General features: G+C 66.0%; 15 protein-coding genes and 1 tRNA gene. 13 read left to right on the top strand and 3 right to left on the bottom strand.

From position 1 onward, the window contains the following. The first annotated feature begins 286 nt into the window (after window positions 1-286). The 12 genes from folP (at window position 287) to AC5P9F_RS08305 (ending at window position 12,134) form a co-directional block, all read left to right on the top strand. On the top strand, window positions 287-1,183 hold the full coding sequence (folP, locus tag AC5P9F_RS08360) for a dihydropteroate synthase (protein ID WP_005409017.1): 897 nt from the start codon (window positions 287-289) through the stop codon (window positions 1,181-1,183). Further along, on the top strand, window positions 1,183-2,136 hold the full coding sequence (miaA, locus tag AC5P9F_RS08355; protein ID WP_099498270.1) for a tRNA (adenosine(37)-N6)-dimethylallyltransferase MiaA: 954 nt from the start codon (window positions 1,183-1,185) through the stop codon (window positions 2,134-2,136). Before folP ends, miaA begins: the two co-directional genes overlap by 1 nt. Window positions 2,137-2,232: 96 nt before the next feature. After that, window positions 2,233-2,508 (top strand): RNA chaperone Hfq, encoded by a 276-nt coding sequence (hfq, locus tag AC5P9F_RS08350; RefSeq protein WP_004152891.1) that lies wholly within the window; start codon window positions 2,233-2,235, stop codon window positions 2,506-2,508. 14 nt (window positions 2,509-2,522) lie between these two features. Continuing rightward, on the top strand, window positions 2,523-3,833 hold the full coding sequence (hflX, locus tag AC5P9F_RS08345; RefSeq protein WP_005412934.1) for a ribosome rescue GTPase HflX: 1,311 nt from the start codon (window positions 2,523-2,525) through the stop codon (window positions 3,831-3,833). Between the two features lie 122 nt (window positions 3,834-3,955). Next, window positions 3,956-4,450 (top strand): CinA family protein, encoded by a 495-nt coding sequence (locus tag AC5P9F_RS08340; RefSeq protein WP_005409020.1) that lies wholly within the window; start codon window positions 3,956-3,958, stop codon window positions 4,448-4,450. Between the two features lie 34 nt (window positions 4,451-4,484). Next, window positions 4,485-6,167 carry a 2-polyprenylphenol 6-hydroxylase gene (ubiB, locus tag AC5P9F_RS08335; RefSeq protein ID WP_495231934.1) on the top strand — a complete coding sequence of 561 codons (1,683 nt, stop codon included), beginning with the start codon at window positions 4,485-4,487 and terminating at the stop codon, window positions 6,165-6,167. A 207-nt stretch (window positions 6,168-6,374) separates the two neighbouring features. Continuing rightward, window positions 6,375-7,010, top strand: a complete 636-nt coding sequence (gene lexA, locus AC5P9F_RS08330; RefSeq protein ID WP_005412936.1) for a transcriptional repressor LexA — start codon at window positions 6,375-6,377, stop codon at window positions 7,008-7,010. Window positions 7,011-7,214: 204 nt separating this feature from the next. Next, window positions 7,215-8,252, top strand: coding sequence for a recombinase RecA (recA, locus tag AC5P9F_RS08325; protein ID WP_005412937.1), 1,038 nt, complete (start codon window positions 7,215-7,217; stop codon window positions 8,250-8,252). Between the two features lie 110 nt (window positions 8,253-8,362). Beyond that, window positions 8,363-8,854 carry a recombination regulator RecX gene (gene recX, locus AC5P9F_RS08320; RefSeq protein ID WP_005409024.1) on the top strand — a complete coding sequence of 164 codons (492 nt, stop codon included), beginning with the start codon at window positions 8,363-8,365 and terminating at the stop codon, window positions 8,852-8,854. Window positions 8,855-8,963: 109 nt separating this feature from the next. After that, entirely contained in the window at window positions 8,964-11,612 is a 2,649-nt protein-coding gene (gene alaS, locus AC5P9F_RS08315) for an alanine--tRNA ligase (protein ID WP_005412938.1), read from the top strand. A 147-nt stretch (window positions 11,613-11,759) separates the two neighbouring features. Continuing rightward, entirely contained in the window at window positions 11,760-11,963 is a 204-nt protein-coding gene (gene csrA / locus AC5P9F_RS08310) for a carbon storage regulator CsrA (RefSeq protein ID WP_004152909.1), read from the top strand. Between the two features lie 78 nt (window positions 11,964-12,041). Further along, a tRNA-Ser gene (locus AC5P9F_RS08305) sits at window positions 12,042-12,134 on the top strand. Between the two features lie 74 nt (window positions 12,135-12,208). Here the strand turns inward: AC5P9F_RS08305 and AC5P9F_RS08300 are convergent. Next, window positions 12,209-12,670 carry a DUF4189 domain-containing protein gene (locus AC5P9F_RS08300; protein WP_060381140.1) on the bottom strand — a complete coding sequence of 154 codons (462 nt, stop codon included), beginning with the start codon at window positions 12,668-12,670 and terminating at the stop codon, window positions 12,209-12,211. Window positions 12,671-12,791: 121 nt separating this feature from the next. Further along, window positions 12,792-15,122, bottom strand: coding sequence for a TonB-dependent receptor domain-containing protein (locus tag AC5P9F_RS08295; protein WP_099498271.1), 2,331 nt, complete (start codon window positions 15,120-15,122; stop codon window positions 12,792-12,794). Window positions 15,123-15,348: 226 nt separating this feature from the next. On the opposite strand from AC5P9F_RS08295, the gene AC5P9F_RS08290 reads away from it, so the two are divergent. Then, window positions 15,349-15,831 carry a hypothetical protein gene (locus tag AC5P9F_RS08290; RefSeq protein WP_033834139.1) on the top strand — a complete coding sequence of 161 codons (483 nt, stop codon included), beginning with the start codon at window positions 15,349-15,351 and terminating at the stop codon, window positions 15,829-15,831. A gap of 58 nt (window positions 15,832-15,889) precedes the next feature. Here the strand turns inward: AC5P9F_RS08290 and aceE are convergent, their stop codons facing one another. Continuing rightward, window positions 15,890-18,562, bottom strand: a complete 2,673-nt coding sequence (aceE, locus tag AC5P9F_RS08285) for a pyruvate dehydrogenase (acetyl-transferring), homodimeric type (RefSeq protein ID WP_180882606.1) — start codon at window positions 18,560-18,562, stop codon at window positions 15,890-15,892. Window positions 18,563-18,650 lie beyond the last annotated feature (88 nt).

The following is an 18,650-nucleotide window of genomic DNA, read 5'->3' as shown; positions in this document are numbered from 1 at the left end:
CCGGGTGCGCGACGCTGAAAACGGGCTGGTCCCTGCCTAAGGCCAGCCAGGGCGCAAGACCAAAGGCTGCCGGCCAGCGGCCGGCACTACCGTGCCCGTCTCATGGAGGGGCCAAGTCCCTCCATCAACACAGTTGCTACATGGACGTATTTACGGCGTCCCCCGCAACTGGACCCACCCCGCCATCCCACAGGAAACCCGCTGTTGCTGTTGCTCTGGCCTCTGCGGGTGCAGGGCGCCGCCCTGCCGAACTAAACTACCCGCCGTTGTCCCTGCAGGATTGCCCATGTTCGATACCTCGCCCCAGCTCGATTGCGCCGGCCGCATCCTGCGCCTCGACCGTGCCCGGGTCATGGGCATCGTCAACGTCACCCCGGACTCGTTCTCCGATGGCGGCGCGCACGACACCACCGAGGCCGCGGTCGCACATGGCCTCAAGCTGGTCGAGGAGGGCGCGGACCTGCTGGACATCGGCGGCGAATCGACCCGGCCGGGCGCTGCGCCGGTATCGGTGGAGGAGGAACTGCGCCGGGTGATTCCGGTGATCGAGCAGCTGGCCGCACGCACCCGGGTGCCGATCAGCATCGACACCTTCAAGCCGGAAGTGATGCGCGCGGCGGTGGCGGCTGGCGCCGGCATGATCAATGACATCTACGGACTGCGTCAGGAAGGGGCGCTGGACGCCGCCGCTGCAACCGGCGTGCCGGTGGTGCTGATGCACATGCAGGGCGAGCCAGGCCACATGCAGGCCGATCCACATTACGACGACGTGGTCGCCGAGGTGCACGGCTTCCTGGTCCAGCGCCTGTTCGCTGCCGAGATGGCGGGCATTTCGAAGAAGAACCTGCTGATCGATCTCGGTTTCGGTTTCGGCAAGACCACTGCCCACAACATGACCCTGCTGGCACGCTCCGAGCGGTTCCTGGAGCTGGGCGTGCCGATGCTGGCTGGCCTGTCGCGCAAGCGCAGCCTGGGCGAACTGACCGGTCGCGACACGCCGTCCGAGCGCGTGGCCGCCTCGGTGGCCGCGCACCTGATCGCGGTGCAGCGCGGCGCGCGCATCGTGCGCGTGCATGACGTGGCCGCCACCGTTGATGCACTGAAGATCTGGCAGGCAGTCGAGGCCGTGCCAACGCCGCGCGCCGACGCCACGCCGACGATCCGCTGGCCGGACGAAGACTGATGGGCATCGACCGGCGGCCACTGGCGATCGCCGTGATGGGGCCGACCGCCAGTGGCAAGACCGCCACCGCGATCGCCCTGGCGAAGCAGCTGGATGGCGAGATCGTCAGCGTCGATTCGGCGCTGGTCTACCGGCATCTGGATATCGGCTCGGCCAAGCCGGATGCGGCCGAGCGGGCGCAGGCGCCGCACCATCTGCTGGACCTGCGCGATCCGTGGCAGACCTATTCGGCGGCCGAGTTCGCCGCCGATGCCGGCCGCGTCGTGGCCGACATCGTGGCACGCGGCAAAACGCCGATCCTGGCAGGTGGCACGGGGCTGTACTTCCGGGCCCTGCTGCAGGGCCTGTCGCCGATGCCGGAGGCCGACCCGGTGATGCGCGAAGCACTCAGCACCGAGGCGGCCGAGCGGGGCTGGGCGACACTGCACGCAGAACTGGCCATGGTCGATCCAGCCGCAGCCGCACGTATCCATGCCACCGACCCGCAACGCATCCAGCGGGCGTTGGAGGTCTATCGCCTCACCGGCACGCCGATCAGTGAATGGCAGCGCCGGCCGGGCGTCGCGCCATTGCCGGTGCGCACCCTCAAGCTGATCCTCGCCCCGCGTGACCGCGCGGTACTGCACCAGCGCATCGAGGCGCGCTTCGACGCCATGCTGGCGCAGGGCTTCCTGGACGAGGTGCGGGCACTGCGTGCAATGCCGGAAATGGCCGCCGTGACGGCGCCGCTGGACCTGCCGGCGGTGCGCGCGGTTGGCTATCGCCAGGCCTGGGAATACCTGGACGGAGAGGGTGATGCCGCCCGTTTCCGTGACAAGGCAATCTTCGCCACCCGGCAGCTGGCCAAGCGCCAGCTGACCTGGCTGCGCGGCGAGCTTGATGCGCGCTGGTTCGACCCCCATGTCGATGGGGAGCGCCTGGCCGGCGCGGTGTCGACCTTCGTCGCACGCTGAACCCCCGCCAGCCGTGTAACATCATCGGTCGGCGGGCGGCTCGGGGGCCGTGGCAACCGTCGGCAACCCAATAAGAACAATAATCAGGAGTGTGCAATGTCCAAGGGGCAATCGCTGCAGGATCCTTTCTTGAACGCACTTCGGCGCGAGCGCGTGCCGGTTTCGGTGTACCTGGTCAACGGCATCAAGCTGCAGGGCACGATCGAGTCGTTCGACCAGTTCGTGGTCCTGCTGCGCAACACGGTCAGTCAGATGGTCTACAAGCACGCCATTTCCACGGTCGTTCCGGCACGCAACGTGAAGGTCGGTCCGGGCGGTGGTTACGTGCAGTCGGGTGAAGGTGGTCAGGCAGGTGATGAAGCAGACGAGTAAGACCGGAGCGGTGAATGTTTGACCGCTCGAAAAAGGGCGAACACGCCCTGTTGATCCAGCCCCATTTCGGCAAGCTGGAAGACGATGTGCTGGAAGAATTCGGTGATCTGGCCCGCTCGGCTGGGGCCAGCATCGCCGCGACGATCACTGCGCGCCTGGACCGACCGAATCCGTCGACCCTGATCGGCAGCGGCAAGCTGGACGAGATCAAGGCCGCGGCCGACGCCAGCGGTGCCGACCTGATCCTGGTCAACCATGCGTTGAGCCCGGGCCAGGAGCGCAACCTGGAACGGTTCCTGGAGCGCCGGGTGATCGACCGTACCGGCCTGATCCTGGATATCTTCGCCCAGCGTGCGCACAGCCACGAGGGCAAGCTGCAGGTCGAGCTGGCGCAGCTGCGGCATCTGGCCACGCGGCTGGTGCGCGGCTGGACCCACCTGGAGCGCCAGCGCGGTGGTTCGATCGGCCTGCGCGGCCCGGGTGAAACCCAGCTGGAAACCGACCGCCGTCTGCTGCAGAAGCGGGTCGAACAGCTGCAGAAACGCCTGGAAAAGGTGGAAGTGCAGCGCACCCAGATGCGCCGTGCGCGCGTGCGCAGCGAACTGCCGCGCGTGGCCCTGGTGGGCTACACCAACGCAGGCAAGTCGACCCTGTTCAACGCCATGACCGGCGCCGAGGCTTATGCCGCCGACCAGCTGTTCGCGACGCTGGACCCAACCGTGCGCCGCATTGCGGTGCCGGGGGGCAACGTGGTGCTGGCCGACACCGTCGGTTTCGTCCGCGACCTGCCACATGACCTGGTCGCCGCGTTCCGTTCGACCCTGTCCGAAGCGCGCGAGGCCGATTTCCTGCTGCACGTGGTCGACGCCGCCGATCCGCATCGCGAGGAGCGCATCGCCCAAGTCGACGAGGTGCTGACCGCGGTCGGTGCCGGCGACCTGCCGCAGCTGCTGGTGTTCAACAAGATCGACCGCATCGACGGTGCCGACGTCCGCCACGACGGCCAGGATGGCATCCCGGACGAATCGCGCCGCGAGCGGGTGTGGATTTCCGCACGCGACGGGCAGGGCCTGGAGCTGCTGCAGGCGGTGCTGGGCAAGCGCCTGGGCCTACAGCACGTCACCGGCGAACTGCGCCTGCCACCCGATGCCGGCCGCCTGCGCGCGCGCCTGCACCAGCTGGAAGTGATCCGCAGCGAGCAGGCCGATGAAGACGGCTGGCTGCTGCAGGTCGACCTGCCGATCGCCGAAGCCGAAAAGCTGGCCGCCAGTGCCGACGGCGCGCCGATCCGGGCGCTGCTGCCGGAGAAGCTGCCGGAGTGGTGAGGTAGCGGCCAATCCCCGGTAGTGCCGGCCGCTGGCCGGCAGCGCAGCCGCGCCGGAGGGCCGCGACATCCGCCTGTCATCTGCGGTACAACGTGCAGGTTCTTCACCCCACCGTCATGCCGATGTCCATTCCCACCGACGCCGACCTCAACGCCCAGTCCGCCGCGCTCGGGCAGCGCCTGCAGCAGGCTTCGCTGCAGCTGGTGACCGCTGAAAGCTGCAGTGGTGGCTGGATCGCCAAATGCATGACCGACATTGCCGGTTCCTCGGCGTTCTTCGACTGCGGCATGGTGGTCTACAGCTACGAGGCCAAGCAGCGCCTGCTGGGTGTGCGCGCGCAGACGCTGGAGCAGTTCGGTGCGGTCAGCCGCGAAACCGTGCTGGAGATGGTGTCCGGCGCACTGGTCAATTCCGGTGCCGGCATCGCCGTGGCGGTGACCGGCATCGCGGGTCCTGGCGGTGGCAGCCCGGACAAGCCGGTCGGCAGTGTCTGGATCGGCTGGAAGCGCCGCGGCGGCTACGCCCGCGCCGAACTGTTCCAGTTCGATGGCGACCGCGAAGCCATCCGCCGGCAAACCGTGGCGGCGGCATTGCGCGGTATCGACGCCCAGCTGTGACATGCTGCTCCGGTAATCGTCCGGAGCACGCATGATGTGGGAAACGCTGGGCACGGTCCGTGACCTGGGCCGACTGCAGGAAATCGCCGTCGTCCTGATCCGCTATGGCTTCGGCGACGTGGTGCGGCGCATCGGCCTGGCCAGCACATTGGAGCGGGCAGGGCGCCTCCTGCACTGGAACGAGGAGCGGCAGGAACTGTTGCGGATGACCGCACCGGTGCGCGTGCGCAGCGCGATGCTGGATCTCGGTCCCACTTTCGTCAAGCTCGGGCAGGTGCTGGCGACGCGCGTTGACCTGCTGCCGCCGGAATGGATCGCCGAGCTCTCCGAGCTGCAGAACGCAGTGCCGGCGCTGCCGTACGCGGATATCCGTGAGCAGCTCGAAGCCGACCTTGGCGCCTCGCCGACGCAGGTGTTCGCCTTCCTCGATGAAATCCCGATGGCCGCCGCTTCGTTGGCGCAGGCCCATCGCGCGCGCCTGCATGATGGTCGCGAGGTGGTGCTGAAGGTGCGGCGCCCCGGCATCCGCGATGTGGTCGAGGCCGACCTGCGTCTGCTGGCCCGCCTGGCCGAGATCGTTGAAGCGCGACTGCCGGACCTGCGTCGTTACCGCCCGGCCGAAGTCGTGCAGCAGTTCACCGTGTCGCTGCGCCGCGAACTGGATTTCGCTGCCGAATGCCGCAATGCCGAGCGCATCGCGCGCAACTTCAGCGGCCGTGACGACATACTGATTCCGAAGGTGCACTGGCAGTGGACCTGCGAAAGCCTGAACGTGCAGGACTTCGTCGACGGCATTCCCGGGCGTGACCTGGCTGGCGTCGATGCGGCGGGCCTGGACCGGCGCGAGCTGGCACGGCGTGGCGCCGGCATCGTGCTGAAGATGGTGCTGGAGGACGGCAGCTTCCACGCCGACCCGCACCCCGGCAACATCATCTACCTGCGTGACGGGCGCATCGGCGTGATCGATTTCGGCATGGTCGGCGCCTTGTCGGAAGTGCGGCGTTTCCAGGTGGCTCAGCTGCTGCACGGGCTGGTCGAGCAGGACCCGCAGGGCGTGGCCGACGTGCTGCTGGACTGGGCCGGCGGTGTTGAGGTGGACGAGAACCGGCTGCAGCACGACATCAGCCAGTTCGTAGATCAATACCGTGGCGTGCCGCTGAAGGACCTGCGCATCGGCCTGATGCTGGGCGACATCACCCAGCTGCTGCGCAGCTACAGCCTTACCCTGCCGGCTGACCTGGCGCTGATGATCAAGGCGTTCCTGACCCTGGAAGGCATGGGCCGGCAGCTGGACCCGGATTTCGACATGGCCAGTGCCGCGCGCCCGTTCCTGGAGCGGGTGGTGCTGCAGCGCTATGCGCCCAAGGCGCTGCTCAAGCGCGGCCGCCGCAGCCTGCTGGGCCTGGTCGACTTCGCCGGTGAGCTTCCCCGCGACCTGCGCAAGCTGGTGCAGGCGGCGCGCCGGGGACGCCTGCAGTTGAAGGTGGAAACCACGGCGCTGCAGGGCTTCGGCGAACAGGTGAACCGCGCAGCGAACCGGTTGGTGATGGGCATCGTCACTGCTGCGCTGATCATCGGTTCCTCGATCGTGATGCACAGCGTCGGCGGCGTCTCCAGCCGCTGGCTGCTGGCGCTGGGCGTCTGCGGCTTCATCGGCGCCGGCTTCTGCGGCGTGTGGATCCTGTTCTCGATATGGAGAAGCGGTAAACACACGTGAGTGTGTTTACCGCAGCGGTTCCCAACGGGAACCGCGGAATCGCTGCGCGATTCCTGTAGAGCCGACCGCTGGTCGGCTGCCTTTGCTCCTGGTGCCGGGCCATACCCGGCGACGCTTGCCGAGCATGCCTCGGCCCAACAGGCCCGCACCACTCCATGTCGTTTGCGGCACTTGCAGTCCCGGATATTAGTAGTAATACTACTAACCATGGACCTGACCGACACCCAGCAGGCGATCCTGCAGTTGATCGCCGAGCGTATCGAGAGCGAAGGCGCGCCGCCCTCGCAGACTGAAATCGCACGTGCGTTCGGCTTCAAGGGCGTGCGCGCGGCCCAGTACCACCTGGAAGCCCTGGAGCAGGCCGGTGCGATCCGTCGCATCCCGGGCCAGGCCCGCGGCATCCGCCTGGTGCAGGCGCCGCCGGTCGAGAAGCTGGCCGAGCCGGGCCTGCCCGACAGTGTGCTGCGCCTGCCGGTGCTGGGCCGGGTTGCGGCCGGCCTGCCGATCGGCGCCGACATCGGCTCGGACGATTTCGTGGTGCTGGACCGGGTGTTCTTCTCGCCCGCGCCGGACTACCTGCTGAAGGTGCAGGGCGATTCGATGATCGACGAGGGCATCTTCGACGGTGACCTGATCGGCGTGCACCGCACCCGCGACGCCCATTCCGGGCAGATCGTGGTGGCCCGCATCGATGACGAGATTACGGTCAAGCTGCTGAAGATCGCCAAGGATCGTATCCGCCTGCTGCCGCGCAATCCCGACTACAAGCCGATCGAGGTGCTGCCGGATCAGGACTTCGCGATCGAGGGCCTCTATTGCGGCCTGCTGCGGCCCAACCGTTGACCCGTTCCATAGCGCATTACCCCGCGGTCTTTTGTGGCGATTCTCTGGTTCCACTGAGGTTGGTACGGATGTCCGATAATTCTTTTCAGAGCGCCGGGCAGAATCTCAGCCTGTGCGATACGTCCGACTTAAAGTGAACCCATGGCAAAGAAGACCCCCAAAGACAGCACCTCCAACGACACGACCTCTGCAAGGACCAATCCGATGGACGAGAACAAGAAGCGCGCCCTCGCTGCAGCTCTGGGCCAGATCGAAAAGCAGTTCGGCAAGGGCTCGGTGATGCGCATGGGCGACCGCGTGGTCGAACCCGTCGAAGCCATCCCGACCGGTTCGCTGATGCTCGACATCGCGCTGGGCATTGGTGGTCTGCCGAAGGGCCGTGTCGTTGAGATCTACGGGCCGGAATCCTCGGGCAAGACCACCTTGACCCTGCAGGCCATCGCCGAATGCCAGAAGATGGGCGGTACCGCGGCCTTCATCGACGCCGAGCACGCGCTGGACCCGATCTACGCCGCCAAGCTGGGCGTGAACGTGGACGACCTGCTGCTGTCGCAGCCGGATACCGGTGAGCAGGCGCTGGAAATCGCCGACATGCTGGTCCGTTCGGGTTCGGTCGACATCCTGGTGATCGACTCGGTTGCCGCGCTAACCCCGAAGGCCGAAATCGAAGGCGAGATGGGCGACCAGCTGCCAGGCCTGCAGGCCCGCCTGATGAGCCAGGCGCTGCGCAAGCTGACCGGCAACATCAAGCGCTCCAACACCCTGGTGATCTTCATCAACCAGCTGCGCATGAAGATCGGCGTGATGATGCCGGGCCAGAGCCCGGAAACCACCACGGGTGGCAACGCGCTGAAGTTCTACGCCTCGGTCCGCCTGGACATCCGCCGTATCGGCGCGATCAAGAAGGGTGACGAGATCATCGGTAACCAGACCAAGATCAAGGTCGTCAAGAACAAGCTGGCACCTCCGTTCAAGCAGGTCATCACCGAGATCCTGTATGGCGAAGGCATCAGCCGTGAAGGCGAGCTGATCGACATGGGTGTGGATGCCAAGCTGGTCGAGAAGGCTGGCGCCTGGTACAGCTACGGTGAAGAACGCATTGGCCAGGGCAAGGACAACGCCCGCGGCTACCTGCGCGACAACCCGACTGTCGCCGCCAAGCTCGAGGCCGAGCTGCGCGAGAAATTCCAGCCGGCCGAAGCGGCCCGCGAGGAAGGCGACGACGAAGGCGAAGACGAATAAGGCTTGCTGTGGGGCAGGGTGGCGCCGTCAGTGACGTCGCCCTGTCCCGCAGGTTCGAATCGCCCAGGGATGGGCTGGGCGCCACGGATGGCGCCACCCTTGGAGTACCCATGTCCGACGCCGAAGACATTCCGACCGGCCGCAAGCGCCGGCCGCGTGAGCAGACCCCCGTGCAACGGGCACTGGGCCTGCTGGTCCGCCGCGAGCACTCGCGCAAGGAACTCACCCGCAAGCTGACCGCCCGTGGCATCGAAGACGAAGCCGCGCAGGCCGCTGTCGCCAAGTTGACCGAGGCCGGCTGGCAGGACGACACCCGTTTTGCCGAGAACCTGGTGAGGATGCGCGCCAACACCGGTTATGGGCCGATCCATGTCCGCGCCGAGCTGGGGACCCACGGCCTGGACAGTGCCGCGATTGCCGCAGCGATGGACAGCTACGAAGGCGACTGGCAGGAAAACGCCCGTGATCTGGTCCGCCGACGCTTTGGCGAGGCCGGCCCGCAGGACCTGACACAGCGGCGCAAGGCTGCCGATCTGCTGGCCCGGCGGGGCTTCGACGGCGACAGCATCCGCCGCGCGACCCGCTACGACCCGGATGACTGAGACTGGCGGCGCCGGGCCTGATACCCTTTAGGTTTTCGGCGGTCCCTCGCGACCCTGGCCAACGCGGCCGGTGGTCCGGGTCCGCCGGCCCGCAGACTGCCAGCCCCCAATGAACGCATCCGCCAAATTCACGACTTCCCAGATCCGCAGCGACTTCCTTGAATTCTTCAAGGGCAAAGGCCACACCATCGTGCCGTCGGCGCCGCTGGTGCCGGGCAATGATCCGACCCTGCTGTTCACCAACTCCGGCATGGTGCAGTTCAAGGACGTGTTCCTTGGCGCGGAAAAGCGCAGCTACGTGCGCGCGGCCGACGTCCAGCGCTGCCTGCGCGCGGGCGGCAAGCACAACGACCTCGACCAGGTCGGCTACACCGCGCGCCACCACACTTTCTTCGAAATGCTGGGCAACTGGTCGTTCGGCGACTACTTCAAGAAGGACGCGATCGCCTGGGCCTGGGAACTGCTGACCCAGGTCTGGAAGCTGCCGGCCGAACGCCTGCTGGTCACCGTCTACCAGACCGATGACGAAGCCTACGCGCTGTGGCGCGACATGGTCGGCGTGCCGGAAGAGCGCATCGTGCGCATCGGCGACAACAAGGGCGCACCGTTTGCCTCGGACAACTTCTGGCAGATGGCCGACACCGGCCCGTGCGGCCCGTGCACCGAGATCTTCTACGACCACGGTGACCATATTGCCGGTGGCCCCCCGGGTTCCCCGGATGAAGACGGCGACCGCTTCATCGAAATCTGGAACCTGGTGTTCATGCAGTTCGACCGCCAGCCCGACGGCACCCTGGTGCCACTGCCGGCGCCGTGCGTGGATACCGGCATGGGCCTGGAGCGCCTGGCGGCGATCCTGCAGCACGTGCACACCAACTATGAGATCGACCTGTTCCAGGCGCTGATCCGCAAGGCCTCCGAGCTGACCGGCACCGCCGACCTGGAAAACAAGTCGCTGCGCGTGATCGCCGACCACATCCGTGCCTGTTCGTTCCTGATCGTCGATGGCGTGCTGCCGTCCAACGAAGGCCGCGGTTACGTGCTGCGCCGTATCATCCGCCGCGCACTGCGCCACGGCTGGATGCTGGGCGTGCGCCAGCCGTTCTTCAGCAAGCTGGTGCCGACCCTGGTCGAGCAGATGGGCGAAGCCTATCCGGAACTGCCGGCTGCGGTGGACACCGTCACCCGTGCGCTGCAGGCCGAAGAAGAGCGTTTCGCCGAAACCCTCGATGCCGGCATGAAGATCTTCGAGGACGTCGCGGGCAAGGCCAGCAATGGCGTGATCCCGGGCGTTGACGCCTTCCGCCTGTACGACACCTATGGTTTCCCGCTCGACCTGACCCAGGACATCGCCCGCGAGCGCGACCTGACCGTCGACATTGCCGGCTTCGATGCCGCGATGGAGCAGCAGCGCGAGACCGCGCGCGCGGCCGGCAAGTTCGGTGGTGGCGTGACCCTGCCCGCCGAGCTGGTGGCGACCCTGAGCCCGACCCTGTTCCTGGGCTACGACCGCCTGCAGGCTGACGGCCTGACCGTGCTGGCCCTGCTCAAGGACGGCCGTCCGGTGCAGTCGGCCGATGCCGGTGACGCAGTCATCGTCATCACCAACCAGACCCCGTTCTACGCCGAGTCCGGCGGCCAGGTCGGTGACACCGGCGTACTGACCGGCAACGGCGTGCGCCTGGCGGTGGACGACACCCAGAAGTTCGCCGGCCAGTTCCATGGCCATGTCGGCACCCTGTCCGAAGGCGGCCTGAAGGTCGGCGACGTGCTCTCCGGCCAGGTCGATGGCGAGCGCCGTGGCGCCACCATCCTCAACCACTCGGCCACCCACCTGCTGCACGCCGCCCTGCGCGAAGTGCTGGGCAGCCACGTGCAGCAGAAGGGCTCGCTGGTCGCTCCGGACCGCCTGCGTTTCGACTTCTCGCACTTCCAGCCGATCAGCGCGGAAGAGCTTGCCGTGATCGAGCGCAAGGTCAACCAGCAGGTGCGCGCCAACAACGCCGCCGAAGTACACAACATGGGCATGCAGGAAGCGCTGGACTTCGGCGCGATGGCCCTGTTCGGCGAGAAGTACGGCGAGCACGTGCGCGTGTTGAAGATGGGTGACTACTCCACCGAGCTGTGCGGTGGTACCCACGTCAACCGTACCGGTGACATCGGCCTGTTCAAGATCACCTCCGAGGGCGGCGTCTCCGCGGGCGTGCGCCGCATCGAGGCTGTTACCGGCCAGGGTGCGCTGGATTACGTGGACGCCGAAGAGGCCCGCCTGGCCGAGGCCGCTGAACTGCTCGGTGGCAGCGCTGCCGACGTGGTCGAGAAGATCCGTGCCCTCGGCCAGCGCCAGAAGCAGCTGGAGCGCGAACTGGAGGCCGTGAAGGCCAAGGTCGCCGCCGGTGCCACGGCCGATCTGTCCGGCCAGGCCGTCGAGGTTGCTGGCGTGAAGGTACTGGCTGCCCGCCTGGAGGGCTTCGACGCCAAGGCCCTGCGTGACGCCATGGACCGTCTCAAGCAGCAGCTGGGCGACGCGGTGATCGTGCTGGCCGGCGCCCAGGACGGCAAGGCCGCCCTGGTCGCGGGTGTGAACGGCAGTGCAATGGGCAAGGTCAAGGCCGGGGAACTGTTGTCCCATATCGCCAGTCAGATCGGGGGCAAGGGCGGCGGACGCCCGGACCTCGCCCAGGGTGGTGGCGAGGACGGGCCCGCCCTTGCCACTGCGCTGGCTGCAGTCGTCGAATGGGTCAGCCCCCGCCTGTGATGAACCTGGCCGTCCCCCTCCTTGTAGGAGCGGGACGGCTGACGGTACCATTGCGAATCTTTTCCCTTTGTCGTGGTAGCGCTTCTTGACGGAGCGTCAAGCCGGTGGGGGATACCCTTCCACACGGTTCCATGGAGACTTACAAAAATGTTGATCCTGACTCGCCGCGTCGGCGAAACCCTGATGATCGGAGACTCGGTGAGCGTCACCGTGCTTGGCGTCAAGGGTAACCAGGTGCGTATCGGCATCACCGCGCCGAAGGACGTTGCTGTGCATCGCGAAGAGATCTATCAGCGCATCCAGCGCGGTGACGAAGCCGGTGGCACCGGTAGTGAAAATTCTGCCGAATAACGCTTTACCTTCGCACTCGATTAACGTTATGATTCACGCCCCGCTGAGGTGCAACGCACCAGACGCGGAGAAAACCCCGGAGTGATGCCCGAGTGGCCGAAGGGGCTCCCCTGCTAAGGGAGTATAGGGTCAAAAGCTCTATCGAGGGTTCGAATCCCTCTCACTCCGCCAGATACAAAGAAGCGCCTGCAGATCCTCGATCTGCAGGCGTTTTTCTTTATCCGACACTCGCAGCGTGGAGCTGACTATCCTGGCTGATCGGTGCGGGAGGCAGGCGTTGGCATGGGCGCGGGGGTCATCGCCGGTGCCGGAGCGGGTGTACCCGGCAGCTGTGGCGGTTCAATGTGGCGAGGTGGAATTTCCCGCCACAGCAACGCAAGCGTGCAGTCGTTGGCACGTTCCCTGCACATTCTTTCGGCCTTCCGCTGCGCGGCGTCCGCCGTCTTCTCACCCAGTGCAAAGCCCAACGCGATCGTGCCGGTCGCTATGGCCGAATAGCCTTCGCTGGTGGTGCTGGCGAACTGACCGCAATTGCGCGATCGCGCTGCGCAGTAGTGCAGCGACTGCTGCATCGCAGTGGTGAGGGAAGACTGGTTCATCGAATAGCCGTAGCGGCCATCCTTGTCGTAGGTGATCGCAGACGCAGCACTTGCGGCTGATGAAACGGACAACAACAGCGCCAGTGAAACCGCATGCTTCCAGTTCATCACGCTCTCCTCTTTTGCCGATGGTGAATCAACCGGTGCGTGTGGCGCAACCACGCAGGGGGGGCGGGGGAGAACGCCTGCAGGCCATTTGCCCGCAGGCGCGTACCGACGCGTTCGATCCTCAGAGCTTCACCGTCACGCCCACCTGGAAACCGCGCCCGGGCAGCGGCGCGATGTACTTCAGCGGCGAGTTGTGCGGCCGTGCTTCTTGATTGAGCAGGTTGCTGCCGTTGACGAACACCTCCATGCCGGCGATGTAGCTGTTGCGTACCGGCAGCTCACGGCTGACCTGCAGGTCGACCAGGTTGAATGCATCCAGCGGCACTTCCTCGCTCACGTTGTGGTCGAGGTACTTCTGCGTGTCGTAGTAGGTGCTGGACAGCCGCGCCTTCCAGCCCTCGCGCTGCCACTGCAGGGTGGCACCGTAGCGGTTGGTCGGCATGTTCGGCAGGTACTCGCCGTCATTGTGGGCACGCAACGAATCGGGGCGGTCGGCCTTGTTCTTCACCAGGTCGGCGAAGGCGGACAGGTTCAACGTGCCGTAGCGGCCCAGGTCCAATGCCTGCGAGGCATCGATCTCGAAGCCCTTCACCGTGGTGTCGGTCTGCTTCCAGTACTTCAGCGGCAGGCGGTTGGCGGTCTGCATGCCCGAGTAACCCAGGTACAGATAGTTCTCGTACTTCATCCGGTACGCGGTGGCCGACAGTTCGAAACCACCGAGGTGGAACAGGCCGGTCAGTTCCAGGTTCTTCGCGCGTTCCGGCTCGAGGTTCTGGTTGCCTTCTTCCTGGGTCATCACCGAATAGTGAGCATTGCTCGCATACAACTCGTTGATCTCCGGTGCGCGCTGCGAAGACGAGTAGCGCACCTTGGCGGCGAACAACGGACCGAGCTCGACATACGATCCCAGGCTGTAGCTGTTGAGCCGGTAGTCGCGGTCCTGCAGTTTCGCGTTGGCGGCATTGCGCGCGGTCTTGAAGCGGCTTGGTTGCAGGTCATGGTCAACGCGCTCGTGGCGCACGCCAGCGTCGAAACTGGCCCAGCCGAAGTCCAGCGTCTCCTTCAGGAACACCGCGTTGCTGCGGGTGTCGACGTCAGGCAGGTAGCGCAGCGAGCCACTGCCGGTGACATCACGCGACTGGTGGCTGAAACCCAGCATGCCGCTGAGCGGACCGACGCGCTGATGGCTGAGCAGCAGCTCGGCCTGGGTGCTCTCGAAATCGTAGTCGTTGGCGCGGGTGGCACCCAGCCGCTCGCCCGAGGTGTTGTCCAGCTTGGAAACGCGCAGTTCGGCGCGCTCGAACCACGGCAGCGGATCGCGCAGCAGGGCTTCCAGTGCATAGCGTTCCTGCTTGATCACCACCCCCACCGGCAGCCCGTTGGCATAGTTGGAACCGAACGACAGGTTCTGCATCGAGAACCCCGGCACGCCGTACTCGCTGTCCTTGGCATCGATGCTGATACCCACGTAACCACGGTCGAAGAACAGGGTCGACCCGAGCGCCACCTGCGAATTTCTCGCGTAGCTGTTGCCCAACCGGTGATGGTAATCGGGCGTCACGTCGTTGTTGATCTGCTTCTGCACGTACGACGGCGTGCCAGCGACATAGGCAGGATTGACCGGATTGATGTAGGTGCGGCGCTGCCAGACCGAAGTCGGATTGTTGGTGTAGAAGGAGAAATCGCCGTCGGCCCAGTCCGGGTTTTCGGTCATGAACTGGTCGATGTAGGGCTGCGACGCCTTGTTGTAGATCTGCTGCACGCGCGCTTCCTTCTGGCAGCTGTCGGCCAGCGCAGAGTTCACGCCACCGGTCGGCGGGAACAGGCGCGTGTTGCAGACACTGGCCTTGCTGTTGCCGGGGATGTCGTAGTGCGAGATGCGCTGACGCGAGACCTGCAGGTTGGTCGAGAAGTTGCGCTGGTTGTTGAAGTTCATGCGGAAGCCCTGCGCGTCGGCGGCGTTGAAGCCCTTGCGCAGGACCAGTTCCATCGACTGGTCCTTGTCTTCCATGCTGCGCGAGATCAGGCCCGAATCGATCTCCACGCTGCCGCCGATCGCATTGCCGCCGTAGCGCACGGTGTCGGAAGACTTGTTGACGGTGACACTGCGTACGAACAGCGGATCGAACGGGATGTTGATGTCGCCGCTGATCGCGTTCATCCCGAGGATGGACTGGCCGTCCTGCAGGATCTGCACGCGGTTGCCGCTGAGGCTGCGGATGACCGGGGCACCCGCGTTCGGCCCGAAAGCACTGTTCTGCACGCCGGAGACGTGTTCGAGCAGGCCGCCCAGGGTGCGGTTCTGCGCCTGTGGGTTGTCGACGGTGACCCGGCTGTCGATACGGGAGGGCTGGCTGGCCTGGACCTGGAGGGTGGGGAGGGTGGGTTCGTCCGCGGCCTGGGCGCTGTGGACGGCGAACAGAAGGGCGGTAGCAAGGAGATGGCGACGCATGGCACGGTCCGTGAAATTGACGTGAAATGTTATAACGTAACTATTCAGGTCAACAAGAGCGGAAACCGCCTCGATTCAATGGGGCAGGGTGCTTTTGCCTCTCGGGATGGGACGGAGTCTCCCTCGTTCAGCGCACCGCCTTGCGCGTGCTGCTGGCGACCGGCACGATCTGGGCACTGCCCCGCAACGCCCCACGCAGAGCTTCCTCATTCGAACGGAGCCCCGTATGAAGCTGTTGTCCGCTGTGTTGTTGTCTGCGCTTTCGCTCTCCGCCGTTCCGGCGCTGGCGGTGGAAGCTTCGCCCTCACCGCTGCTGGGGCGCTGGTCGCTGGATATCGCCACGTCTGCGTTACCCGAAGCACAGCGCCCGAAGCAGGTGGTGCTGGAGTTCAAGGACGCCGGTGCGGGGCGGTGGAGTTCACACGTCGACATCGTCCTGCACGACGGCAAGACGATGAAATCCGACGGCACGTTGGCGCTGGACGGTACGCCCGGGCCCTTGTCCGGCACCTACGGCGCGGACAAGGCCAACCTGAAACTGCCGGCGCCGAATACCCTGGTGATGCAGCTGGTGGACCATGGCACGCCGGCCTCCACCCGCATCTATACCGTGGCGGCGGACCGTACGACGATGACCGAGACCAAGGCGTTCTACGGCCACGACGGCACGCCGATCCTGCAGACCAACCTGTTCAAGCGGATACCGTAGCGGCGCCGCCTGCGCCATGCCCACGGGGAGGGAATCCGCGGGCATGGCACCGGCAGCCTTACACCGAGGCCGGGTCGCGCTTGCCGGTGTCGATGCCGTACTTGTCGATGGCCTCCTGCATCCGCGAGCGCTCGATGCGGCCTTCGTCGGCCAGCGACTTCAGGGCGGCCAGCACGATGAAGTGGCGATCCACTTCGAAGAACGTGCGCAGCGACTCACGCGTGTCGGAACGGCCGAAGCCATCGGTACCGAGTGCGATGAAGCGGCGGTCGTTGATGAAGGGACGGATCTGGTCGCCGACGATCTTCATGTAGTCGGTGGCCACCACCACCGGGCCATCATGGCCCTGCAGGCACTCCTGCACGTAGGGTACGCGCGGTTCCTCAGCCGGGTGCAGCAGGTTCCAGCGTTCGGCGGCCAGGCCATCGCGGCGCAGTTCGGTCAGGCTGGTCGCGCTCCACACATCGCTGGCGATGCCGAAGTCCTGCTGCAGCAGTTCTGCCGCAGCTTCCACCTCGCGCAGGATCGAGCCTGCGCCCATCAGCTGCACGCGTGGATGCGAGGCGGCATCGGCGGCTGCCGGACGCAGCAGGTAGAGGCCCTTCAGGATGCCGGCCTCGGCGCCTTCGGGCAGTGCCGGCTGCGGGTAGTTCTCGTTGAGTACGGTGATGTAGTAGTAGATGTCTTCCTGGTCGACATACATGCGGCGCAGGCCGTCATGGATGATCACCGCCAGCTCGTAGTTGTAGGTCGGGTCGTAGGACACGCAGCTGGGAATCACCGACGACAGCACGTGGCTGTGGCCGTCATCGTGCTGCAGGCCTTCGCCCATCAGCGTGGTGCGGCCCGACGTGGCACCGAGCAGGAAACCGCGGGTACGCGCATCGGCAGCGGCCCAGGCCAGGTCTCCGACGCGCTGCAGGCCGAACATCGAATAGAAGATGTAGAACGGGATCGTGGCCAGGCCGTGGTTGCTGTAGGCGGTACCGGCGGCGATCCACGAACAGATCGCACCGGATTCATTGATGCCTTCCTGCAGGATCTGGCCGTCCTTGGCTTCCTTGTAATAGCTCAGCTGGCCGGCGTCCTGCGGGGTGTACAGCTGGCCCAGGTAGGAGTGGATGCCGATCTGGCGGAACAGGCCTTCCATGCCGAAGGTGCGCGATTCATCGGGCACGATCGGAATGACCAGCTTGCCCAGCTCCGGGTCCTTCAGCAGGCTGGTGAGGATGCGCACGAAGCCCATGGTGGTGGACTGACCGCGATCGCCGCTGCCCTGCAGCTGGGTGTTGAAGATCGACAGCGGCGGCAGCGGCAGCGGATCGACCTTGGCCAGGCGCGCCGGGAGCTGCCCGCCCTGGATGCGGCGGCGCTCGGCGAAGTAGGCGGCTTCGGCGCTGCCCGGTTCCGGGCGCAGATAGGGCATCTCCTCCAGCTGGTCGTCGCTGACCGGCAGGTTGAAGCGGTCGCGGAAAGCGCGCACCGCATCGGCGCTCATCTTCTTCAGCTGGTGGTTGATGTTCTGGCCTTCGCCCGCTTCGCCCATGCCGAAACCCTTGACCGTCTTGGCCAGGATCACCGTCGGCCGGCCGCTGGTTTTCACCGCCTGCTGGTAGGCGGCATACACCTTCTGCGGATCGTGGCCACCACGTGCCAGCGCCCAGATGTCGTCGTCGCTCATGTGCGCGACCAGCTCCAGCAGCTCGGGGTAGCGGCCGAAGAAATGCTCGCGCACGTAGGCGCCGCTCTGCGACTTGAAGGTCTGGTAGTCGCCGTCCACGCATTCCATCATGCGCTGGCGCAGCAGGCCGCTGTGGTCGCGGGCCAGCAGGTCGTCCCAGCCACTGCCCCAGATCAGCTTGATCACGTTCCAGCCGGCCGCGCGGAAGGTGCCTTCCAGTTCCTGGATGACCTTGGCGTTGCCGCGTACCGGACCGTCCAGGCGCTGCAGGTTGCAGTTGACCACGAACACGATGTTGTCCAGCCGCTCGCGGCCGGCCAGGGAAATTGCCGCCAGCGATTCGGGCTGGTCCATCTCGCCGTCGCCGAGGAAGGCCCAGACCTTGCGGCCCTGGTGTTCTTTCAGGCCGCGGTATTCCAGGTAGCGCATGTAGCGCGCCTGGTAGGCGGCGGTCAGCGGGCCCAGCCCCATCGACACGGTGGGGAACTGCCAGAACTCCGGCATCAGGCGCGGGTGCGGATACGAGGACAGGCCTTCGCGACCGGCTTCGCGGCGGAAGTTGTCCATGCGCGCTGGATCGATGCGGCCTTCCACGTACGCGCGGCCGTAGATCCCCGGCGCGGAGTGGCCCTGGATGTAGATCATGTCGCCGTCGAAGGTGTCAGTACGGCCACGGAAGAAATGATCGAAGCCCACGTCGTACAGCACAGCCGCCGACTGGTAGGTGGCGATGTGGCCGCCGACGTTGGAGTGCTTGCCGGCACGCAGCACCATCACCATCGCGTTCCAGCGGATCATCGCGTTCAGGCGGCGCTCGATGGCCAGGTCACCCGGGTAGGCCGGCTGGCGCTCGGGCGGGATGGTGTTGACGTAGGCGGTCCAGGCACGGGTATGCAGGTCGCCGTGCTGCCGGGCGTCCAGATCGCTCAGCTGGTCGATCAGGTAGTGCGCGCGCGGCCGGCCGCCGGCCTGCATCACCGCCTCCAGCGATTCACGCCACTCCTGGGTTTCCAGTGGATCGGTATCGAAGGGAATGAGGGCTTGGTTCATGGCTGTCTCCAGAGGGCGCCGGTCGGACGTCTGCCTGGGCGACAACACCGGCAGGGCGCACGGCACTGGAGCGGGGTCGCAACGGCGG

This window comes from Stenotrophomonas sp. YJH_SMC_4, from assembly GCF_059371575.1.
This window is presented reverse-complemented; position numbering and strand designations above follow the sequence as displayed.